Below are 21333 nucleotides of genomic sequence, written 5' to 3'. Positions count from 1 at the left end.
CGGATCTGATTGCTATGGCCTCATGGCTCGACTACACGATCAACGGACTGATCGTCGGCAATATCTATGCATTGCTGGCGGTCGGCCTCGCGCTGATCTTCGGCGTGTCGCATCTGATCAACTTCGCGCACGGCTCGGTGTACATGATCGGCAGCTTCATCGGCTGGTTGTGTCTGACGCGGCTCGGTTTGCCGTTGCCGCTGGCCTTGCTGGCGGTGGTGCTCGGCTGCGGGCTGCTGGGCATCGCGATCGAGCGTATCGGCTTGCGGCCGCTGCAGGGCGCGGCGCGCATCGCGCCGTTGCTCGCGACGATCGGTATCAGCTTCGTGCTCGATCAATGCGCGCAGTTGCTATTCGGCGCCGATCCGCGAGCCGTGCCGAGCACGCTGCCCGATTGGCACTTCCGTCTTGGCGGCGCGACGATCGGCTCGCTGGATCTGCTGATTGCCGGCATCGGCGTGACGGCTGCTGCCGTGCTCTATGTGTTTTTGCGTTTCACGCGGCTCGGTTGGGCGGTACGCGCAACGGCGCAGGACCGGGACGCGGCGCAGCAGATGGGCGTGAACGTCAACGGTGTGAATCAGGCGGTGTTTGCGATCGCGTGCGCGCTTGGCGGCGTGAGCGGCTTGCTGGTCGGCATGTACTACAACAGCATCGATCCGGCGATGGGCTTTCAGGCCACGCTCAAGGGCGTGGTGGCGTTGCTGATCGGCGGATTGGGCAATGTGCCGGGCGCGATTGTCGGCAGCCTGCTGCTGGGTCTGGTCGAGAGCTATGGGGTGGCGATCTTCGGCACCAGTTACCGCGATCTGTTCGCGTTCGTCCTGCTATTGCTGTTTCTGGTGTGGCGTCCCAACGGACTCTTTAGCGGCAGCCGCCGTTTGCCGCCCGAGCCGATGACCGGCACGTTCCTGTCCGCCGGCAAGGCGGTGAAGGTGCCGCGCGCCGTGGTGATTGCACTGACGCTGGCTGCGATTGCGCTGCCGTTCGTTGCCAGTTCGTCCTATCTCCTGCAAACACTCACCAATGCCTGGCTGTACGGAATGCTGGCGTTGAGCCTGACGCTGGTGGCGGGCACCGTGGGACAGATTTCGCTCGGCCATGCCGCGCTGCTGGTGATCGGCGCGTACGCATCTGCGTTACTGTCGACGAATCTCGGCTGGTCACCGGTCGTGACGATTTTTTGCGCCGGTCTGATCACCGCCGCACTTGGCACGCTGCTGGTCTATCCGGCATTCCGTTTGCGCGGGCACTATGTGTCGATTGCGACGCTCGGTATCGGCGAAGTAGTGAGCCTCGTGATCCTCAACTGGGACAGCCTGACGCGTGGCCCGCTCGGCATCGCGGGCATTGCGCCGCTGTCGGTGTTCGGCTGGACGCCGGACAGTGCTCGTGCGATCTACTGGTTTGCGCTGGGCGTGCTGATCGTGCTGGCGTTGCTGCAAACGCGGCTGCTGGGCTCGCATCTGGGCCGCACTTTGCGCGCGATTCGCGAAGACGAGGTCGCTGCGCGCTCGCACGGCATCCGCCCGAACCGCTACAAGGCGATCGCGTTCGCGTTCGGTGGGCTGGCCGCCGGCATCAGCGGCGGGATCGCGGCGCATCTGTATAGCTACATCAACAACCAGACCTTCGACTCGCAAGTGTCCATCCTCGCCTTGACGATGGTGATTCTCGGTGGCCTCGGCAACGTGCTGGGCGGCATCGTCGGCGCGGTGGCGCTGATCGGCTTGCCGGAGATTTTCCGCTGGGCCGCCGATTATCGGATGCTGATCTACGGCCTGGTGTTGCTGCTGCTGGTGCGATTCCGGCCGCAGGGTTTGCTGGGCACGGTATGACGGAGCGCACATGACACAGATTCTTCTCGAGGTGCGCGGCGTGACGCGGCGCTTCGGCGGACTGACCGCGGTGAACGGGGTCGATCTTTCGATCCCGGAAGGCGAACTCGTGAGTGTGATCGGGCCGAACGGCGCGGGCAAGTCGACGCTGTTCAACCTGATCACCGGGCTCGATACGCCAGACGCGGGCCGTGTGCAATTCGATGGCCGCGACATTACCGGCGTGCGGCCGGAAAAACTCGCCGCGCTCGGGCTGGCGCGCACGTTTCAACATGGCCGGGTGTTTGGCAACCTGAGCGTGCTCGACAACGTGTTGATCGGTGCTCACGCGCGTTTGCGCGCCACTCGCACGGGTTGGCCGATTGTCGGCGCGGTTGCCGAAGTGGCGCGCGCGCTCATCGGGCCGGCTTCGATCCGTCGTGAAGACGCGGCGTTGCGCGACGAAGTGCGCGAGATCATCGCGGGGTTTGGCGAGCGCCTGACGCCGCGCATCGATCATCCGGCGCATAGCCTTTCGTATGCGAACCGGCGGCGCGTCGAGATTGCTCGCGCGCTCGCCTTGCATCCGCGCATCCTGTTGCTCGACGAGCCGACGGCTGGCATGAACGAGTCCGAAACCGCCGAAATGCTGGTGCTGATTCAGCAACTGAAAGCGCGCGGGCTGACCATCCTGCTGATCGAACACAAGCTCGACATGGTGATGCGGCTATCGGATCGCGTGATCGTGCTCGACAACGGCGGGAAAATTGCCGAAGGGTTGCCGCGTGACGTGCGCAACGATCCACGTGTGATCGAGGCATATCTGGGTCATCGCAATGTCGGCGGCGCGGCGACCGTGCGCGTCGCGGCCTGAACTTCTGGAACCTCGACAATGAGTGACGCTCTACTGAAACTCGAACATATCGAAACGTTTTACGGCCCCGTCCAGGTGCATTTCGATGTCAACTTCCAGGTACGGCACGGGCAGATCGTGAGTTTGCTCGGCGGTAACGCGAGCGGCAAATCGACCACGATGAAGCTGATTCTCGGTCTGCACAAGCCGCGTGCCGGCAGCATAACGTTCGAAGGCGAGGCGATCACGGGCCTCAGCACGCCGCAGATCGTGCGGCGCGGCGTCGGTTCGGTGCCTGAAGCGCGAAGGCTGTTCGGCGACATGACAGTGCGTGAAAATCTGCTGATGGGCGCCTATACGCGGCGCGACCGTGTTTCCATCGACGAAGACTACGAGCGCGTGTTGGGCCTTTTCCCACGCGTGAAGGAGCGCCTGACGCAAAAGGCCGGCACGCTCTCCGGCGGCGAGCAGCAGATGCTGGCCATGGCGCGTGCGCTGATGAGCCGGCCGAAACTGATCTGCATGGACGAACCCACCATGGGTTTGTCGCCGCTGTACGTCGATAAAGTGCTGGAGCTGATCGACACGATCAACCGGCAAGGCGTGACGTTCTTCATGGTCGAGCAGAACGCCAGCCTTGCGCTGGAGATCGCGCATTATGGCTACGTGTTGCAGACCGGGCGCGTCGTGCTTGAAGGCACGGCAGAATCGCTGCTCGGCGATGAGCGGATCCGCGACGCTTATCTTGGCGGCGAGGCGGCTGCGACGACAGCATCCTGACGCGATCAACGCACGGCATCGAGCGCGGCGAGCGGTTTATGCGGGATCACCTGTGCATTGCGCCGCGTAGCAGCATGCGCTTGCCATGCGTGGCGTGGCGCGCCCCGGGGAGCCGATCGTCAATCACGTGGCCTATCGGGAAAGCGGCTTCAAAGGTCGAACTGGTCGAATTCGCTTTGCAGTTCGCGATTGCGTGCAACGCGTTCGTCGATGCCCGGGCCGAGCCGTTCGACAATCGCCGACATCAGCAGGTTGAACAGGCACGTGAGCGGCGCCAGCGAATCCCAGAACTGACCGACATCGGTTTTCACCTGTAAAAGATCGCCGTCGAATTCGCGCGCCCAAGGACAGTAAATATCGGTGACGAGCGCGAAGGGCAGGCCACGGCGCGTGGCGGCTTCGCAATAACGGCGCGCAACCGACGAGTAGGCGCGCGTATCGGTGATGATCAGATACGGTGACTTGAACTCGGAGTTCAGCGAATCGACATATGAGCCCGACATGCCGTCGGAATAGAACACGCGCGGGCGGATGTATTCAAGGTAGCTGTAAAACGCGTTGCTGATGCCGCGCGTGGACTGAATGCCGAGGATATAGACGGCGTCAGCATTCGAGATGCGTTCGGCCACACGGGCGAACACCGGCGATTGCGCAAGCTGGTAGACATGCTGGATCGCACCGATTTCGAGTTCGAGCGAGTGGGTGAGAGCCGGGTTGGGGGCGGAACTGGAAGCGTTGGGTCCGCTTGCGGTGGGTGCGGCTTCGTCGTGTTGGCCGGAGGCGCGGCGAAATGCGTCGAGGCGGTCGGTGATCAGCCACGGGCGTTCCTGCGCGCCGCGCAGTTCGCGCTTCAGGTCATCGAGATTCTGGTAGCCGATGCTGCGCAAGAAGCGGCCCACCGAGATGCCGCTGGTGCCGGCTTGCTGGGCGATCTGATCGGCGTTTTCGAGGCCGAGCCGGTCGAGATTCGCCAGCATGTAGCTGGCGACACGCTTGGAGGTGGGCGTGAGTTCGGCAAAGCGGGCTTCGACGGTTTGTGCAAAAGCGGTCGGCATCGTAGTTGCGGCGCGGAGCGGGTGGTGGGTCGATCACCAGGATGATGACATAGTCGACCGCGAGCCGACCCCGCACGATCCTAAAAATCAGGGCGCGCCCGTGCGGGTGAGGGCCTGGTCAGGCTGCCGGCCGGGCCGACGCCGTTCGCGAAAAGTGTCGCGCGCCCGCCACGCACGCCACCACCACGACGGTCACCAGGATCATCGCGGGGGGCACCTCTTCGTGCAGCAGCAAACCGGCGAGCAGCAGGCCGAAGAACGGCTGCAGCAACTGCAACTGCCCGACACCGGCGATGCCGCCGAGCGCCAACCCGCGATACCAGAACACGAAACCGATCAGCATGCTGAAGAGCGACACGTACGCGAGCCCCCACAGCGCGGCGTGGCTCACGCCTTCAAACGATGCGGGCCGCGTCCACCAGGCGAGCGGCAGCATCACCGGCAACGACAGCACCAGCGCCCACGAAATCACCTGCCAGCCGCCGAGATGGCGTGACAGCCGCGCGCCTTCGGCATAACCCAGGCCGCAGACGACAATCGCCGCCAGCATCAGCGCATCGCCGACCGGTGACGCGTCGATGCCGTGGCGCAAGGCGAACGCGACCACCGCGCCGCTGCCGAGCGCCGAGAACAGCCAGAACGCCGGCTGTGGGCGCTCGCCGCCGCGCAGCACGCCGAAGATCGCGGTGGCCAGCGGCAGGAGTCCGACGAACACCACGGCGTGCGCGGCGTTGACGTGGCGCAGCGCGAGGGCGGTCAGGAGCGGAAAGCCGACCACTACGCCGAGCGCGACCACCACCAGCGGGATGAGGTCGCGCCTGGCGGGCCGCGCCTGGCGGAATACGAGCAGAAGCAGCAGACCCAGCGTGCCCGCGATGGTCGCGCGGGCCACCGTCAGGAACACCGGATCGAGACCTTGTACGGCGATACGCGTGGCGGGTAGCGAGCCGCTGAAAATCAACACACCCACCATGCCGCTCACCCAGCCGTTTGTTGTCTTATCCATCGAAAGAGTCCATGCGCATTGAAAATGGAACCCACAGCATGCGCTTTCAGGCCGCAAAGGGTAAGCTATGAATCAGTACAATTCGTACAAACTGTGCCGAACATGGAGCAGTACAGATGGCGGAGAGCGATAGCAATCGGGTGGCCCCAGGCATGCAAACCGGCACACGTGTCGGCACGGTAATGGACAGTTTGCGCGAACGCATCGCGCGCCGTTCGCTGACGCCGGGCGCGCGCGTGCCGTCGATCCGCATGATGACCGAGACGCTCGGCGTGTCGAAGTCGACCGTGGTGGAAGCGTACGACCGGCTGGTTGCGGAAGGCGTGATCGTGGCGCGGCGCGGTTCCGGCTTTTTCGTGTCCGGCCATGCGCCGCCGCTCGCGCTCGCCGATCTCGGGCCGCGGCTGGATCGCGAGGTCGATCCGTTGTGGCTCACACGGCAGTCGCTTGAGGCCGGTGCGAAGGTGTTCAAACCCGGCTGCGGCTGGATGCCGCCCTCATGGCTGCCGGAAGACGGCGTGCGCCGCGCGTTGCGTGCCGTGGCGCGCGATCCGGAGGCGCCGCTTGCTGAATACGCTAGTCCGCGCGGTCTGCCCGCGCTGCGACAGCAACTCGCGTGGCGGCTCGCGCAGCACGGTGTGGAAGCGCCGCCCGAGCAGATCGTGCTGACCGACGGTGGCACGCACGCGCTCGATCTCGTCTGCCGGTTCCTGCTCGAACCTGGTGACACGGTTCTGATCGACGATCCGTGCTATTTCAACTTTCAGGCGCTGCTGCGCGCGCATCGCGCCCGCATTGTCGGTGTGCCTTATACGCCGTCCGGGCCCGATCTGGCGGCATTCGAGCGGGCGCTGATCGAGCACCGCCCGCGGCTCTACGTGACCAATTCCGCGATCCACAATCCGACCGGCGCCACGCTTGCGCCGGCCATTGCGCACCGGCTGCTGAAACTAGCGGGCGAGCACAATCTGCTGATTGTCGAGGACGATATCTTCGCCGACTTCGAAGACGAACCCGCGCCGCGTCTTGCGGCGTTCGACGGTCTCGCGCGGGTGGTCTCGATCGGCAGCTTTTCGAAAACCTTATCCGCGGCGGTACGCTGCGGCTACATCGCGGCGCGCAGCGAATGGATCGAGCCGCTGGTCGATCTGAAGCTGGCCACCTCGTTCGGCAATGGCCAGCTCGCGGCGAGCGTGGTGCATCGCCTGCTGGTGGACGGCACGTACCGGCGGCATCTGGAATCGATGCGCGCGAAACTCGCGGACGCCATGGGCGAGACGATCAGGCGGCTGGGCTATGCCGGTCTTGAAGTGTGGACGCGGCCACGCGCCGGAATTTTTGTGTGGGCGCGCCTGCCGGATGCGCTCGATGCCGCCGATATCGCGCGTCACGCGTTAGCCGAGAGTGTGGTGTTCGCGCCGGGCAATGTGTTCAGTGCGTCGCAGTCGGCAACCGGCTTCCTGCGCTTTAACGTGTCGCAATGCAATCGGCCGAAGGTGTACGAGGCGCTGCAACGGGCAATGGACGTGTCGGCCGCATCGAAGGAGCACGCCTGAGCGCGCGCTTCTCACCGTGCGCGCAAGCTTACTTGCACAGCAGAAGCAGGCGCTCCTGATCCGTGCAGGTGGAGCGCGGTTTTTGCGCGGCTTGCGCCGCCGTCGCGCTGATCGCCGCACTCTTGTTCGCGAGGCACGCGCGCAAATGTTTCTCCACCGGGCCGTAGTATTTCCATCCGTGCACGAGCGTCGGCAATTCGAGTTTCACCTGCTTCCACTTCGGATGCCCGTGCTCCTGCAGATTGTCGAAGTTGGCGCACAGTGAGTCGGCAAAATGATTCAGATTGCCGACGGTATCGCGCAGGCCGTAATCGTAGGTGACGAGAAAGGCCTTCACGGTCAACGTGGGAACGTCTTCTTTCAACCAGTTCGGGTAGCTGGTCGCGCGGAGCGTCGCGGGAAAATATGTCTGTTTCGCGCGGGCGGTTTCGGGTGCGTTGGGATCGACCCTCAGAGGGCGGATCTGTTGCAACAGTTCTGGGTTCATGTCGTTGAACAGTTTCGCCGGCTGCCCGACCACGATGATCGCAACGTCCACCTTCTTGACGATCAACGCGGCCAGCGCGTCTTCGTTACTCAGATGCTGGATGTTCTGCTCGGGAATCGCCTGTCCGAACATCAGGTGATAGAGGGTCGTGGCGGACTGAGCTGTGCCGCTGCCGATCAGACCCACGCTGATGCTCTTGTCCTTGATGTCGGCGAAGGTTTTCATCGGCGAGTCCGCGCGCACCACGACGTTAATTTCCTCGTCGTAGAGCGGCATGATGAGCCGTAGCGGCCGGATCGCCGTGCCTGCATCGGCATTGCCCGCGTTGGCCATATCGATGTAGGCCTGGTACACGTCGGATTGCACCAGAGCGAGCTTCACACCCGGCTCGAAGCGCATGCGCTGCACGTTTTCAGCGGAACCCTTCGACGCCATTACTTCCAGGTCGATGCCCGCCGGCTGCGCGACCCATTTCGAAAGATCCTGGCCGAACTGAATATAGGTGCCCCGTTCCGGACCAGTGACGATCTTGTAGTGCGCAGGCTCCGCGCAAGCAAACGAAGACATGACCATCAGCGTCAGCCCCAGCCATCCCGCCAGAAGTTTCTTCAGCATGGTCTATCTACCTATCGGTCAGGGTTGAACGGCCGCTCGCGTCGGCGCGCGCGACACATCGGTGAGCCGGCTTGCCGTCTCATGTTCAATGCGTTGCGTGCGTCTTGTCCGTCTGTTGCCGCTCAGAGGGCACGTGATCGCCAGTGCGATCGGGCATGCCGTGAATCAGGCTGTCTGTCGCACAAGCGGCTATGAAATTCGGTATCCAAACGATTTGTTGATAACCGGGTTGTCTATCGCTGCATGCGGGTTGAGTGGCGCCCAACCTGTCTCGCGAATCACGCGTTCAAGGATTGTCTTCGCGGTCTCGTTGCCGGTGTCGATGGTGAGCGCTTCGTTGGCGTGCTGGCGCGCGCAGTTCCACGACTGCTGCGAAACACACACTTGCGCTGCCTGCAACGCGGCGTCGCGATGCGCGGCGAGCGGCCTCAATTCGGTCAGCAGACTTTGCGCGTCTGTGTTGCCTGGTTGCAGTGTTTGCGCCGCGCCAAGCGCCGCTTGTGCCGCGGATAGATCGTTGGCGCGGAAGGCCGTATGTGCTGCCTGCAGTGCTTGCGCGGCATCGTGGAACTGCGGCGCAGCAGGTTTGACAGGTGTTGTGACCACCTGCGGCACGATGGGCGCGGTCTGCATCGCTGGCGCAGCCCTGGCAGAATTGGTGGGGGCAACAGGCTTAACGGCGGCAGCCTGGTTCGTCGATTGAGCCGGTGCGTACAGCGCAATTGTGCCGGTCGCCGTTCTGGCATCCTGAACGTTGTCGGCGTTCTGTTCGGTGTTGCCGTTCTGCGATTCGTGGTTGTCGCTGAATAGTTCATAGGCGACATAGGCTAGTCCGATTGCGCCAATGGCTACGATCGCGAGCAACACGCGGCGCACTGGGAGCGCGTGGAGACCGCCAGAACGTGGCAGATCGGCGAGCGGGGGAATAGGTGCATCCGGAGACGCGAGTATCGGCGCTTGTGCTTGTATTGGCGTCCCGGCAGGGGAAGCTTCGTCGGTTAACGCAACCTGCGCGGCGAGCTCGGTTTCGCCCGGCTGTACCGGATCGATGTCGTTTTTCTGCGCCGTCTTGCTCATGGCGCTGGCGCGGCTGCCGGGAATCACAACGCGCTTGTGTGGGCCGGCGTCGAGCGGGTGCACCGCGCCGCAATACGGGCAATAGTCGACTTGCCGGTACAGGGCACCGCCACAGCGTTTGCAGGGCGTGGGGAAACTATGGCCGAGTATTGTCTGGGTGGACATACTGTGGACCCACCTGTGGAAAACAATGCCGTTACGGCATGCTCCAGATCGTGTTGAGGCAGGAGTAATTGTCCGCGGAAATCACGATCCACATGCACTGGAGAGCCTTGAGGCGCAAGTCCTCGCTTGCGGTGCTGCTGCTTGCAATATGTGGCGTTTCGATGAGAACGTCAATCGACGTTCTTACCTACTTTATGTGCGGTAGAACACATTTGCAGGTACGACGAAACACTGCATATGTCGGCAGAACGAACAGACGGATGGTTTTTTTCACACCGCATGCGTAGTCACGATGCGCACGTGATGATTCGATGGCGGAATCGGCAGAACGGCATGGCGGCGATGAAAAGAAACGAGGTCGAAGCGCGTGGCGTTCGACCTCGTTATCAGGCGTTTGCAGGAAACGCTCATAGAAAACGTGATGCGGGATTAGTGCTTGCGCAGCGGATGATCCTTCAGTAGCCACGCGAGTGCGAAGGCCAGCACCACCACGCAGGCCGCCGATAGATACACCAGGTGCAACGCACCGGCAAACGCCTGCAGATAATCGCTACGCAACGCTTCAGGCAACTGGTGAATGGCAGCAGGTCCGAGCGCGTGCGGCAATTCGGTGTCGGGCGGAATCAGCTTTTCCAGGCGCGCGGCGAGGCCGTTCGAAAACACCGCACCAAAAGCGGCCACGCCGATCGAGCCGCCAATCGAACGGAATAGCGTCGCGCCGGAAGTGGCGACGCCCATGTGCTTGAATTCGACCGTATTCTGGACGGCGAGAATCAGCACCTGCATCACCATACCGAGACCGCAGCCGAGAATGCCCATGTCGATATACATCACATGAATCGGCGTGCTGATCTGCAGGCGAGCGAGCAACACCATCGCCACGGCCACGAGGAACGTGCCGGCGATCGGGAACATGCGGTACTTGCCGATCCTGCTGATCAGGCGGCCGGTTACCATCGACATCACGAACAGGCCGCTCATCATCGGCAACATCTGCATGCCGGCTTCCGTAGGTGTCGAGCCTTTGACCACCTGCAAATAAAGCGGCAGGAAAGTGACCGAGCCGAACAGCGATACGCCGATGATGAAGCCGATCAGACTGCTCAGCAAAAACGTGCGCTGTTTGAAGAGCTCGAGCGGCATGATCGGTTCGACGGCAGTACGTTCTTCATGGATGAAACCCCAGATCGCCACCAGTCCCATCCCCAGCGTGAACCACAACTGCGGCGACGACCACGGCAGAATCGTGCCGCCCTGGCTCGTGAACAGGATGATGCAGGTGAGGGCGCCGGCCAGAAATGCGGCGCCCATGTAGTCGATGGTGTGCTTCACATGCCGCACGTGCGGTTTGAAGACCGCGCCGATTACGGCCAGCGAGATGATGCCGAGCGGCAGGTTGATATAGAAAATCCAGCGCCATGACAGGTGCTCGACGAGAAACCCGCCGAGCAGCGGCCCGACCACGGTCGCGAGACCGAACACGCCGCCGAATACACCCTGATAGCGGCCGCGTTCGGCCGGCGGAATCACGTCCGCGATAGCGGCCATTGTCACGACCAGCAGACCGCCGCCGCCGAGCCCTTGCAACGCGCGCAGCACGATCAACTGGGTCATGTTCTGCGCGACGCCGCACAGCGCCGAGCCGACGAGGAACACGACGATCGCTGTCTGCAGCACGATCTTGCGGCCGAACAGATCGCCGAATTTGCCGTACAGCGGCACGACGATGGTCGAGCTGAGCAGATACGCGGTCACCACCCATGACAGGTTATTAAGCCCGCCAAGTTCGCCGACGATGGTCGGCAGCGCGGTCGAGACGATTGTCTGATCGAGCGCGGCGAGCAGCATGACCAGCAGCAACGCCGGGAACAGCAGGCGGATCGGCGGGTGGTCGGCTGCCTGCGTGCCGGGCTGCGCGTCTGGCTGCATCAGCCCGGTGGGTTGAGTCGTTGTCGATTGGTCCATGGCACCAGGGTGTTGAAATTAATTAATTCAGGGATTAATATATGCGACATCGCGTCACTCGTCAAATTGAATGCAATGGCAAGGATTCCGTCAGATGAACAGGAAGTGAAGCGCGCGCCGCGCAGCGCGTCCGCCGTGAAGGCGCGAAAGCTTTCGAAGCCGGCGTCAGCGGCGGTCGGAGATTCTGCGGACGTTGCAACGCCGGCCCCCGCACGCCGCCCCGGCAGGCCTACGGGTTCGGCGCGCGGCCCAGAGCAGCGCAGCCGCCTGCTGGATGCGGCACTTGCCTTGTTCGCGCGGCAGGGCATCGTCGATACCACGCTTGGGGAGATTGCCCGCGAGGCAGGTTTCACGCCGGCGATGATGCATTACTACTTCAGGACGCGCGATCAACTGCTCGACGTGCTGATCGACGAGCGCTTCGGTCCGCTACGCGCGGCGCTCGGCGTGCCGTTTCAGGAACATCCCGACGATCCGGTGGCAGCCATCACCCAACTCGCCCGGCGTTTGGTGCAGGTGGCGAGCGACAACCCGTGGTTTCCGTCGCTATGGGTGCGCGAAGTGATTAGCGACGGTGGTCTGCTGCGCCAGCGCATGCATGAACGCTTCGGCAACGCGCATCAGAAGGCGTCACTGTCAGCCATTGCACGCTGGCAAAAGGAAGGGCGCCTGAATGCGGGGCTGGAGCCGTCGCTGGTGTTCGTCACGCTGCTAGGCCTGACAATTCTGCCGCTGGCCACCTCGAAGCTGTGGCGAAACGATCCCGTGCGGCGCAATATCGGCGGCGAGGAGATCGCCCGGCACGTGGTGGCCTTGCTGGTGCAGGGCATCGGTCCCAGCAAAGCGGGCTGACCCACCACTGACTCACTCAAGATTACATTTCTGCCACCCCCGCCGATCGAAAGCACCGAGGCACGCAACATGCTACCTGAGGGGTGGATGCGAATGCCGCGCGAGAGACGCAACAGCGTTGGCGTCGCAAAAGAACAGGGATGTCAGGGAAGACGCCGCGCTGGCAGGGCGATGCACACGGGTTTGCAGCGGCTGCCACGGCGAATCGGGTGTCGGCATCTGTCTGCCGGGGCATTGGCGTCGAGGCCGGTTTTTCATTGGCGTGCAATTTTGGCGCGTTACTGTGCGCACGCGTTGCGCTCAGGCCGTGTTTTACAATCGCGGGCCTGCATGCAACTCAACGCATGAAATCGAGTCGGACCATGAACAGCAAGACAGCAGCCGCGCAAATCGGCGGCAAACAGCAGAGCGATACGTTGGCCGCGTCTGACGGCCCAACCGGTTTTTTAGAGCAACAACGGAACATGAACGGAGCATTGAGACTCGATCAGGCCACAATCGTGCTCGTCGAAGACGACCCGGATAGCCGGGAATCACTGGCTTTGTTACTCGAGGCAGAAGGGGCGCATGTCGTCGCTGTGGCGGATGCGGAAGAAGGCGTCGAAGCGGCGCTGCGGCTATTGCCTGACGCCGTGGTGTGTGACCTCGAATTACCGGCCATGGACGGCTTTTATCTGATCCAGCGGCTGCGTGATCACGAGATTCGCGGCGATCACGCGCCTTCGGTGGCCGTGGCGCTCACAGGCCATACCGACGACGCTTACCGCCTGCGCAGCATCGGCGAAGGCTTCCAGCATTTCATGATCAAGCCGGCATTGCCGGAAGATCTCGTGACGTTATTGCGCGACGCGATCGAAGCCCGCGCGGCGGGCTGATCTGCCTCACTCGCGGGTGAGGCTGTTATTTGGCAACGGCGACCGGTGTTGCGGCACTGGCGCTGGCTGCTTCCGCTGTCTGACAGGCGGAACACAATCCCTTCAATTCGATTTCGTCGCTGGCGAGGCGGTAGCCCGCGTCTTCGATTTGCGCGACGAGAGCCTGACGCAGCTTGGGCTGATGCAACTCGGTAACGTTGCCGCATTGCTGGCAGACCACCAGAATGCCATGTTGGCATTGCGTCAGGTCGTGGCAGACGGTGAATGCGTTAATTGATTCGATCCGGTGCACGAGCCCGGCCGTGAGCAGAAAGTCGAGCGCCCGGTAAACCGTGGGCGGCGCCGAGCCGGGATGGATCTGGCGCATGTCGTCGAGCAACGAATAAGCTTTGGTGGCGCGCCCTGAATTCAGCAGCAATTCGAGCACTTTGCGGCGGATCGGCGTGAGTTTTTCGCCGCGTTCGCGGCAATATTCTTCCGCGAGAGTCAGTGCGGCTTCCTGCGATTCACCGTGCCCATCGTGCGTGTGCCCCGGCGCATGATGATGAGCGGAGTCGGCGGGGGTGGCTTTGTCGGCGGTCGCGGTTGGCTTGGCGGTCTTCATGCGTCGATTATAAAGGCCATCGTGCTTCGCTGTGCCGGTGTGCGTCGCGCCGGCCCGTCGCGGCCGGGCGTCGCGATGAGGCATGAGGCTGCCGGATGGCTCAAGTCAGGTTTAATCAAGTCAGGCTTAAGTCAGCGGGAAATCGACGTATTTCTTGAAACCCGGGCGCGTCGCAATCCGCGAATACCAGCGTTCCAGATTCGGCAGCGGGGGACGTTCCACGCCATCCAGCCCGAACCAGCGTTTCGCGTACGAGCCAATCACGATATCGGCTAGCGTGAAATTCTCGCCTTCAAGGAAAAAACGGCCTTGCAGATGATTGTCCAGCAGGCGCCACAGCAGCGTGACCGCGGCGAAGTCGGTGGCGAGTTTGGCGGCGTCGCGCTCGGCGGCCGGCGTGCGCACCAGTGCCCAGAACACAGGTTTCTCCGCGGGTTGCAGCGTGGTGAGCGACCAGTCGAGCCAGCGGTCGATGCTGGAGCGCAGTTTCGGCTCGGCGGGATACAGGAGGCTCGATTCGCCGTATTGCAGCACCAGATAGCGCAGGATCGAGTTCGATTCCCACAGCACGAAGTCGTCGTCGACCAGCGTCGGAATCTTGGCCGTCGGGTTCATCGCGAGGTAATCGGGCTCGTTGTTGCGCCCGAATTGCAGGCCTGCATCGATGCGTTCGTACGGCAGCACCAGTTCGTCGCAACACCACAAGACTTTCTGTACATTGACCGAGTTGGCGCGTCCCCAGATCGTAATCATCCGGCAAATCCTTTTCTTTATGCTTACAGTTGGCAAGCCGCGTAAGGCACGCGGCGTTCAGCCAGCAACGATACACGATGCACATGGGTTTGCGCGCCGCCGGCCGGCAATTGGCCGCGTGTAGTGCTGGCCGACGTGTGGTCTGAACGCGGCTCAAGGCGTTGCCGAAAAGTGGCCGAAGTGTGGTCAAAGCACCGCCCATCCGGGGCCCGAATACCGGCCCAACCACCATGCCGGCAACACGCGGGCGTTGCGTACAATGGGCGCACCCGAATACGATGAGGCACCGCATGGCCCGCATTGTCCCCGACGACTGGAAGAGCCTCGCCGCCACCGGCGCGGCGGCACGCGAACGCGAAACCCTCGCGTTGCTGGAAGACGCCCTTCCCGATGGCTACACCGTCTATCACGGCGTGCACTGGACCCGCCTGAATCAGAACTTTTCGGTGTTCGGCGAGGCCGACTTCGTGATCGTCAGCCCGGCCGGGCGCGTGATGATCGTCGAACAGAAAACCGGTTTCCTGCGCGAAACGCCGAAGGGGCTCGTCAAGGTCTATCTTCAGACGGAGCGCAATGTGGCAATCGCGCTCGCGCACACTGTCGAAACGCTGCACCGGCGCTTTACCGCGGCGTTCGGCGCGGGCACGTATTTCATCGAAGAACTGCTGTATTGCCCGGACCACGTTGTCAAGGACGCGGCGATTGCCGGCGTGAATCCTGCGCGGATCGTCGACGCGACGCGTAAAGACCGGCTTGCCGCGATTATTCGTGAAGCCTTGCCGGCCGACGAATCGCGTCTCGCCTGCGCGCCGAAAATTCACCACTTCTTTGCCGACGAACTTGCGCTCACGCCCGACGCCAGCGCGCTGGTCGGCCAGGCCGGCACGCTCGTCACGCGCCTCGCGGGCGGCCTCGCAACCTGGGCGCGGCGGCTCGAATTTTCGCCGTTCCGGCTGCGCGTGATTGGCACGGCCGGCTCAGGTAAAACTCAACTGGCGGTGCAGGTGATGAGCGACGCGGTAGCGCGCGGACAGCGGCCGCTGTATGTGTGTTTCAACCGGCCGCTCGCGGATCACATCGCGCGGGTGGCGCCACCTGAGGCGAAGGTGGCGAACTATCACCAGCTATGCGACTGGATTGCACGCGACGCGGGCCGCGAGCCGGATTTCCAGTCCGGCGACGTGTTCAATCAGCTTGAAACGACTTTCGCGGGCGCGCCGATCGACGCGCGCTGGCAATTCGACGTGCTGATCGTCGACGAAGGGCAGGATTTCCAGCAGCCATGGGTGGCGGCACTCGAGCGTCTTTTGAGGCCGGACGCCGCGTGGTGGTGGCTCGAAGACCCGCTGCAGAATCTGTATATGCGCGAGCCGGTCGAACTGCCCGGCTGGACCACGCTGAAAGAGACCACCAACTATCGCAGTCCGCGCGACATTCTCGATTATGTGCGCGACGTGATTGGCGCCTCGGTGCCGGTCGCGGCGGATCTGGCGTCGGGCAGCCCGTTCGACGGTTCCGATATTTCGCTCTCCGTCTACGACGAAGTGAATGCCGCTGAAGGCAGCATCGAGGCGACCAAGCGGGCGATCACGCAGGCGTTGTCGCTCGGCTTTCGCAAACAGGACATCGCAGTGCTCTCGTTTCGCGGCCGCGAAGGCTCGGCGATGACCGCGCAGGATCATCTCGGCCCGCATCGGCTGCGCAGTTTCACGGGTAAGTACGATCTGTTCGGCAACCCGGAGTATCGCGAAGGTGATGTGCTGTTCGAATCGATCTATCGCTTCAAGGGGCAGGCGGCGCCGTGCGTGATTCTCACTGAAGTCGACTTCGATACGTTCGATGAACGCATTGCGCGCAAGCTGTTGGTCGGCGCCACGCGTGCGACGATGAAGCTGATCATCGTTGCTTCGCAGCGGGCGGCGGGGCATCTGCGCTTGCGTGATGGTAAAGAGGTCAGGGAAACCAAAGAGATCAGAGAGGCGAAAGAAGCTTAGCGTCCGTCTGGGCCGATGTGCGCGCCAGAACCTGCGCGCCTGGGTTCGCGCCCGGTTTCACGCACACAGGCCCACGCCCTCAAGTCCACGCGCGCGCGCCCACCAGCATTCCGGTTTGCGTAGAGGCGTCCCACCAGATCACGCGCAGCAGCGGCGCCTGCTGCGCGATCAGCAGTGCCTGCACCGGATCGCTCTCGACAAAATGCGTGACGCCGCCGCGCAATGCCGCAGCAGCCTTGTGAGCGGCGGCGCCGGCGGGACTTTCATCGTGCGTGCCGGGCGTGCGCATCACCAGTTGCATATGACCGAAGCCGTGCCGCGCGAGCCACGCTTCGGTGCGCGCGCGATCCAGTTCCGGCCGGCCGGTAATGATGGTACGAACGCGTTGCAGATCGAGGTCCGGCAGCATCTCGAACGGCAGCAGCGCGTCGCGTTCGGCGAGCGCCGCGGCCAGATCCTCGTCGTAGCGTGCGAGCGGCACGTCGGGCAGCAGAATGCCGTCGAGGTCGATCGCATAGGTGGCGTATTCGTGATCGTCGGCCATGGCGGGCGCGGTGCCCGCTTGCACGCGCTCCCAGTCCTCACGATAGCGCGCGGTGTAGGCCTGGCGCTCCCACGGAAACAGCGCGAAGTAGCCGCGGGCGTCGATCGCGTAGTCGGGTTGCATGCGGCTCAGGTCGTCGACCGCGGCGGTCAGCGTCCTGACGTCGAGGCCATGCTGCTGGAGGAATGCGATGCAGTCAGTCAGCGTAAAGCCGCGCCCCGCGATGTCCTCGCACAGCAATACCTTCGAGCCCGCAGGTGGAATGGGCAGAGTCGAATCCCAGGCAACCGTGCGCGACTGGCGGTCGTAACGCAGGAAGGCGACCGGCGTGCCAGCCGCATGCGAAACCATCAGCGCAAGCGGCGCGCCGCCGCGCAGAATGCCGATCGCCAACGTGAAACGCTCCGCCAGCAACGCGGGTTGCAACGATTCGATCCAGTGATCGAGTTGTTCGTACGTCAGGGGCAAAACGGGCTTGTTCATGACTCTTTGGGCGTCGCGTGGAGTACGCAGGGCAGGTGTCCCGTAGGCGGAGAGCGGCGCGCGGCGCAGCGCGGCGGCAGGTCCTCGTTTTTGAGACAAAGATTTTTGGCGATATTATGCATGCGGTTCAAAGATCGCGCGTCGGGGTGACGCGCGTCGCCGGACGGGGCGCGTCGCAAAGACCGGCGCCGCCGGCGGGGAAAGGGCGCTGCAGGTTCGCTGGCGGGTTGAGCCGGCGCAGCGTGGAGCCGCCCAAAAAAATAACAAACGATGGAAAAGCCAGGCAAATGACCAAGTTGAGCGCAGCGGTGGATGGCAGGAAAGGTGTGTGCAGGGGCGCATGGTGGGGGCTGGGTCTGATCCTCGCGCTCGCCGCGTGGAGCATGCACGCCCAGGCGCAGGCAGAGTCGTTGCCGTTGTCGCTCGACGTGAAGGGCAAAATCAGCAAGACCAACGACGCGGCACACCATCTGTATCACTTCACCGAGGCACAACTGCTCGCGCTGCCGGTCCATTCGATTACGACTGCCACCACCTGGACTCCACGTTCCACCTTCACAGGACCACTGCTCGCGGATATCCTGAAGGCAGTCGGCGCATCTGGCAGCGCAGTCGAGATCCATACGCTCGACGACTATACCTACACCATTCCGGTGTCGGACTGCGATCGCTACGGCGTGGTCGTTGCATACAGCATGAACGGCCGGCGCCTGAAGATCAGCGACTTCGGGCCGCTGTTTCTTATTTATCCGCGCGACGCGTTCCCCGATGAACTCATGGGCGCGGCGGGCGACTCGAAATTCGTATGGCAGATCAAGGCACTCATCGTCAAATAACGCGCCGCCCCTTGCGTCGTGTCCTCTATGTGCTGATCTGGCTGACCGCGCTCGCGGCGCCGGCCGGCGCAATCGGCTATCTGTTGTACGCGAACCTGCTCAATCCGCGCGCCACCGAGCAGTTGACCGGTTCGTACGACGGCTTCTATTGGGACGCCGCGCAACTGCAGATTGCCTACGCGCGCTTCGAGAACCAGTTATTGCTGTATCAATCCGGCGTCGACGACGACTATCCGCGGCTCATGTTGCGCTACCAGTTGCTGCAATCGAAGCTGCATGTGATGGCCGGTTCGACACGCCGGCTGACTACGCAGCTCGCGCTGTTGCAGCGGCAACTGGACGAAATCCAGTCGATCGATCATCTGCTGGACGGGATTGAGCCCGAGGTCAATGCCTTGCAGAAGGACCGCAGCCGCGCCAGTCAGATCGTCGGAGAGTTGCGCCAGCATTGGAATGAGGTCAACGATCTCGCATTGAGCCGCCGGTTTGCCGACGTAGCCGACCGTGAGGCGATGAACCGCGATTTCATCGACAAGCGCCGCATGCTGTTCGCGGGCGGCCTGTTGCTGCTGTTGCTGTCGGCGGCCGCGACCACGCTGCTCGTGCTCAACGGCCGGCGCCGCACGCGCCTGATGCATCAACAGCACGCGGCGCTCGAAGCGGAGCATCAGGCGAGCCGCGCCGCGCGCGAGTCGAGTCTCGCGAAAGACGCGTTTCTCGGCATGATCAGCCACGAACTGCGCACGCCCTTGCACGCGATCGTGTCATCGATCGAATTGCTGGGCTTTAACTATCACTCGGAGGCCGACCGCAAGGTCATCCAGCGGCTCGAAACCGCGGGGCGGCATCTGGAAGCGCAGATGAAAGACCTGACCGACTATGCGCGCCTCGGCGCCGGCAAGCTCGAACTGCGTCATGAGCATTTCGAGCCGCGCGAACTGCTGGCGTCGATCGTCGATGAACACGCGATGTCAGCCGCCGCGCGCGGTCTCAAGCTGGAAAGCGAGGCGAGCGGTATGAACGGTCTCGTCGATTCCGATCCTCACCGCATCCGCCAGATCGTCAACAACCTGGTCACCAACGCGATCCGTTATACCGAAACCGGCACCGTGCGCGTGCAATTGAGGCAGCGGCCGGCGGTGCTGATCTTCGTCGTCAGCGATACGGGGCCGGGCGTGCCGCATGCGCAGATTCCGCTGATCTTCCAGGAGTTCACACAGCTGGATGCGTCGCGCACGCGCCGCTTCGAGGGTGCGGGCATGGGTCTCACAATCGTGCAGGGGCTGCTCAAGCTGTTCGGCGGCACCGTCGAGGTGGCGAGCACGGTGGGTGAGGGGACGACCTTTACGGTGACGATCCCGGTCAAGCCGGTCGCGGCAACCGCGCCGGCCGGCGTCGCGGCACATGCCGAACCGGGCGGCGCGCGCCCGTGTGTCCTGATTGTCGACGACAACCGGTTGATTCGCGAGTCGCTCAGCGAAATGGTCGCGCACATGGATTTCGACGCGCACGCCGTCTCCAATGCCGACGATGCGCTCGCGTGGCTAGACGCGCATCACTGTGACGTGATGTTGCTCGATCTGCATATGCCGGATCGCGACGGTTATACGTTCCTCGCGGATTTCGCGGCACGCGGGGGGCCGTCGTCGGGTGTCCCGGTGATCGTGGTGAGTGCGTATGCGCCGGAGACGGCGAGTGGGGGCGGTGCGGCGGGGGAAGAGGGAGAAGCCGGCTTGCAGCCGTTTTTTGAAGCGTTATTAAAGCCGGTACATTACGAGGAACTGCGTAGCGCCTTGCAGCGTGCTTTGACTTCGCGGCATACGGTGTGATGTGACGCCTGGAAGACGCAGATGGAGGAGGGCTCAGCCTGAGCACACACCTTCAACCGCTTGCCGGCTCGTCAGGGCCGGTTGAGGCGCTTGGACAGATCGGCGACCAGGATCGCCATACGCGCGGGCTTTTCATAGCACGCGACGTCGTAATTGCGGATGACCTGGCTGATCTCCGATTCGCTAGCCTTGCCGGTCAGCAATTCGCCGGTCAGCACGAAAATCGGCGCGTCCGGATTTTCCGACGCCCGTACCGCGCGGATCGCCGCCGCCGAGGTCTGCGAGCCGAACAGCCAGTCGATCACGACGCCGTCGAAGATCTGCGTTTGCAGTTGTTCGGTGAACGCCGCGAGGCCGTAGATCGCCACCGCCGCGAAACCGCTGCGCTCGAGATAGTCGCGCAGATTGTCGGCTGAGGCCTGATCGTCGTCGACCACGGCGATGGTCGGCTTGTCGGTTTCAGCGCGGCGCGGATAGATCTCGATCTTGTGGACTTCGTACGCGCTTTGGTAAAGCGTACCGTCGTGACGCGTAACGCGCCATTGACCGAGCTTCGAGTACGCGACGAATTCAGGGCGGCTGCCAGGTTCAAGCGCGGCGCCGACCCAGGCGGTGCAGCTCAACTCGATCGCGCCGATGCTGAACACCGCCTCCTGGGCAATTGCGCCGACCATGCCCGGATCGAGCGACTGCGCGCCGAATAGCTGAGCGGCAGGTTCGCCGAACACCTCGGCGACCTTCTTGATCTGCGAGAGGGTCCACGGGCTGTTGCCGCGCAGCTTGCGGTGCCCCTGCGAAAAACTCAGATCGAGGATGCGGCACAACTCAGTGGTTTGCTGGCGTTTGCCAATTCCATGCCGGCTCATCAACTCGCGCACGCGCTCGGCGACAGCGATGGAGTCAGGTGAGTGTGTTTCGTTGGTCATACTGCGTGAGGATCTGCCTTCTTGAAGGGTGGCTGGGGCATGCGATACGGCACGCGCAGCGCGACCATGCACATTGAATGCGCATTGACGCCACTACGCGGGGGACAGCAAATGTACCGTAAAAAGTCTCACGGTCTGTATTTTGGTATGACTGCCGCTGAGCCTGTGGGTGCGAGACGCAAACCGACAAACTCGGCGATCTATTTATGCTTTTAGCATTGTCAGCATTTTACCGATTAAACCGGTTGGAATCTGTAAGTA

18 protein-coding genes are annotated in these 21333 nt (G+C 63.0%); 9 read left to right on the top strand and 9 right to left on the bottom strand.

Annotation, left to right across the window (positions count from 1 at the left end; translation table 11 throughout):
- The first annotated feature begins 14 nt into the window (after positions 1–14).
- The 3 genes from PQR40_RS16765 to PQR40_RS16755 are packed head-to-tail and all read left to right on the top strand — an operon-like array spanning position 15 to position 3450.
- Complete coding sequence (locus PQR40_RS16765) at positions 15–1838, top strand: ABC transporter permease (RefSeq protein ID WP_408509426.1); 1824 nt, start codon at positions 15–17, stop codon at positions 1836–1838.
- A 10-nt stretch (positions 1839–1848) separates the two neighbouring features.
- Positions 1849–2691, top strand: a complete 843-nt coding sequence (locus tag PQR40_RS16760) for an ABC transporter ATP-binding protein (protein WP_408230191.1) — start codon at positions 1849–1851, stop codon at positions 2689–2691.
- Positions 2692–2709: 18 nt separating this feature from the next.
- Positions 2710–3450, top strand: a complete 741-nt coding sequence (locus PQR40_RS16755; protein ID WP_408230194.1) for an ABC transporter ATP-binding protein — start codon at positions 2710–2712, stop codon at positions 3448–3450.
- A 149-nt stretch (positions 3451–3599) separates the two neighbouring features.
- Here PQR40_RS16755 and sapR read toward each other — a convergent pair whose 3' ends face one another.
- Positions 3600–4505 carry a sap1 transcriptional regulator SapR gene (gene sapR / locus PQR40_RS16750; protein ID WP_408230197.1) on the bottom strand — a complete coding sequence of 302 codons (906 nt, stop codon included), beginning with the start codon at positions 4503–4505 and terminating at the stop codon, positions 3600–3602.
- Between the two features lie 118 nt (positions 4506–4623).
- A complete protein-coding gene (locus PQR40_RS16745) occupies positions 4624–5511 on the bottom strand; it encodes a DMT family transporter (RefSeq protein WP_408338689.1) in 888 nt (295 codons plus the stop codon).
- 116 nt (positions 5512–5627) lie between these two features.
- On the opposite strand from PQR40_RS16745, the gene PQR40_RS16740 reads away from it, so the two are divergent.
- A complete protein-coding gene (locus PQR40_RS16740) occupies positions 5628–7067 on the top strand; it encodes an aminotransferase-like domain-containing protein (protein WP_408230203.1) in 1440 nt (479 codons plus the stop codon).
- Positions 7068–7095: 28 nt separating this feature from the next.
- Here the strand turns inward: PQR40_RS16740 and PQR40_RS16735 are convergent, their stop codons facing one another.
- The 3 genes from PQR40_RS16735 to PQR40_RS16725 all read right to left on the bottom strand — a co-directional run bounded on the left by PQR40_RS16735 (position 7096) and on the right by PQR40_RS16725 (position 11340).
- Positions 7096–8169 carry a TAXI family TRAP transporter solute-binding subunit gene (locus PQR40_RS16735; RefSeq protein WP_408509425.1) on the bottom strand — a complete coding sequence of 358 codons (1074 nt, stop codon included), beginning with the start codon at positions 8167–8169 and terminating at the stop codon, positions 7096–7098.
- A gap of 189 nt (positions 8170–8358) precedes the next feature.
- Positions 8359–9411 carry a hypothetical protein gene (locus tag PQR40_RS16730; protein ID WP_408230209.1) on the bottom strand — a complete coding sequence of 351 codons (1053 nt, stop codon included), beginning with the start codon at positions 9409–9411 and terminating at the stop codon, positions 8359–8361.
- Positions 9412–9840: 429 nt separating this feature from the next.
- Positions 9841–11340 carry an MDR family MFS transporter gene (locus PQR40_RS16725; RefSeq protein ID WP_408230340.1) on the bottom strand — a complete coding sequence of 500 codons (1500 nt, stop codon included), beginning with the start codon at positions 11338–11340 and terminating at the stop codon, positions 9841–9843.
- 111 nt (positions 11341–11451) lie between these two features.
- Here PQR40_RS16725 and PQR40_RS16720 point away from each other — a divergent pair, with 111 nt between their 5' ends.
- Entirely contained in the window at positions 11452–12228 is a 777-nt protein-coding gene (locus tag PQR40_RS16720; protein ID WP_408388931.1) for a TetR/AcrR family transcriptional regulator, read from the top strand.
- A gap of 362 nt (positions 12229–12590) precedes the next feature.
- On the top strand, positions 12591–13103 hold the full coding sequence (locus PQR40_RS16715; RefSeq protein WP_408230215.1) for a response regulator: 513 nt from the start codon (positions 12591–12593) through the stop codon (positions 13101–13103).
- 25 nt (positions 13104–13128) lie between these two features.
- Here PQR40_RS16715 and PQR40_RS16710 read toward each other — a convergent pair whose 3' ends face one another.
- Positions 13129–13707 (bottom strand): Fur family transcriptional regulator, encoded by a 579-nt coding sequence (locus PQR40_RS16710; RefSeq protein WP_408509424.1) that lies wholly within the window; start codon positions 13705–13707, stop codon positions 13129–13131.
- 126 nt (positions 13708–13833) lie between these two features.
- Complete coding sequence (locus PQR40_RS16705) at positions 13834–14460, bottom strand: glutathione S-transferase family protein (protein ID WP_408338681.1); 627 nt, start codon at positions 14458–14460, stop codon at positions 13834–13836.
- A gap of 290 nt (positions 14461–14750) precedes the next feature.
- Here PQR40_RS16705 and PQR40_RS16700 point away from each other — a divergent pair, with 290 nt between their 5' ends.
- Positions 14751–16454 carry an ATP-binding domain-containing protein gene (locus PQR40_RS16700; protein ID WP_408388929.1) on the top strand — a complete coding sequence of 568 codons (1704 nt, stop codon included), beginning with the start codon at positions 14751–14753 and terminating at the stop codon, positions 16452–16454.
- A gap of 79 nt (positions 16455–16533) precedes the next feature.
- On the opposite strand, the gene PQR40_RS16695 is transcribed toward PQR40_RS16700, so the two are convergent.
- Positions 16534–17481, bottom strand: coding sequence for a phosphoribosyltransferase (locus tag PQR40_RS16695; protein ID WP_408388927.1), 948 nt, complete (start codon positions 17479–17481; stop codon positions 16534–16536).
- Between the two features lie 287 nt (positions 17482–17768).
- Here PQR40_RS16695 and PQR40_RS16690 point away from each other — a divergent pair, with 287 nt between their 5' ends.
- Positions 17769–18317, top strand: a complete 549-nt coding sequence (locus PQR40_RS16690) for a putative pterin-binding protein (RefSeq protein WP_408388925.1) — start codon at positions 17769–17771, stop codon at positions 18315–18317.
- Positions 18287–20146, top strand: a complete 1860-nt coding sequence (locus PQR40_RS16685) for an ATP-binding response regulator (protein ID WP_408509423.1) — start codon at positions 18287–18289, stop codon at positions 20144–20146. Before PQR40_RS16690 ends, PQR40_RS16685 begins: the two co-directional genes overlap by 31 nt.
- A 71-nt stretch (positions 20147–20217) precedes the next feature.
- Here the strand turns inward: PQR40_RS16685 and PQR40_RS16680 are convergent, their stop codons facing one another.
- Positions 20218–21072 (bottom strand): helix-turn-helix domain-containing protein, encoded by an 855-nt coding sequence (locus PQR40_RS16680; protein ID WP_408230236.1) that lies wholly within the window; start codon positions 21070–21072, stop codon positions 20218–20220.
- Between the last annotated feature and the right edge of the window lie 261 nt (positions 21073–21333).

Source organism: Paraburkholderia sediminicola (genome assembly GCF_046026855.1).
GTDB classification, from domain to species: Bacteria; Pseudomonadota; Gammaproteobacteria; order Burkholderiales; family Burkholderiaceae; genus Paraburkholderia; species Paraburkholderia sediminicola_A.
Note: the sequence above shows the minus strand (reverse complement) of the source record. Positions and strands in the feature narration are given on the sequence as shown.

Coding starts and splice junctions, on each gene's coding strand:
- PQR40_RS16765 (WP_408509426.1), top strand. CDS start 15: ATGGCCTCATGGCTCGACTACACGATCAACGGACTGATCGTCGGCAAT.
- PQR40_RS16760 (WP_408230191.1), top strand. CDS start 1,849: ATGACACAGATTCTTCTCGAGGTGCGCGGCGTGACGCGGCGCTTCGGC.
- PQR40_RS16755 (WP_408230194.1), top strand. CDS start 2,710: ATGAGTGACGCTCTACTGAAACTCGAACATATCGAAACGTTTTACGGC.
- sapR (WP_408230197.1), bottom strand. CDS start 4,505: ATGCCGACCGCTTTTGCACAAACCGTCGAAGCCCGCTTTGCCGAACTC.
- PQR40_RS16745 (WP_408338689.1), bottom strand. CDS start 5,511: ATGGATAAGACAACAAACGGCTGGGTGAGCGGCATGGTGGGTGTGTTG.
- PQR40_RS16740 (WP_408230203.1), top strand. CDS start 5,628: ATGGCGGAGAGCGATAGCAATCGGGTGGCCCCAGGCATGCAAACCGGC.
- PQR40_RS16735 (WP_408509425.1), bottom strand. CDS start 8,169: ATGCTGAAGAAACTTCTGGCGGGATGGCTGGGGCTGACGCTGATGGTC.
- PQR40_RS16730 (WP_408230209.1), bottom strand. CDS start 9,411: ATGTCCACCCAGACAATACTCGGCCATAGTTTCCCCACGCCCTGCAAA.
- PQR40_RS16725 (WP_408230340.1), bottom strand. CDS start 11,340: ATGCAGCCAGACGCGCAGCCCGGCACGCAGGCAGCCGACCACCCGCCG.
- PQR40_RS16720 (WP_408388931.1), top strand. CDS start 11,452: ATGGCAAGGATTCCGTCAGATGAACAGGAAGTGAAGCGCGCGCCGCGC.
- PQR40_RS16715 (WP_408230215.1), top strand. CDS start 12,591: ATGAACAGCAAGACAGCAGCCGCGCAAATCGGCGGCAAACAGCAGAGC.
- PQR40_RS16710 (WP_408509424.1), bottom strand. CDS start 13,707: ATGAAGACCGCCAAGCCAACCGCGACCGCCGACAAAGCCACCCCCGCC.
- PQR40_RS16705 (WP_408338681.1), bottom strand. CDS start 14,460: ATGATTACGATCTGGGGACGCGCCAACTCGGTCAATGTACAGAAAGTC.
- PQR40_RS16700 (WP_408388929.1), top strand. CDS start 14,751: ATGGCCCGCATTGTCCCCGACGACTGGAAGAGCCTCGCCGCCACCGGC.
- PQR40_RS16695 (WP_408388927.1), bottom strand. CDS start 17,481: ATGAACAAGCCCGTTTTGCCCCTGACGTACGAACAACTCGATCACTGG.
- PQR40_RS16690 (WP_408388925.1), top strand. CDS start 17,769: ATGACCAAGTTGAGCGCAGCGGTGGATGGCAGGAAAGGTGTGTGCAGG.
- PQR40_RS16685 (WP_408509423.1), top strand. CDS start 18,287: ATGGCAGATCAAGGCACTCATCGTCAAATAACGCGCCGCCCCTTGCGT.
- PQR40_RS16680 (WP_408230236.1), bottom strand. CDS start 21,072: ATGACCAACGAAACACACTCACCTGACTCCATCGCTGTCGCCGAGCGC.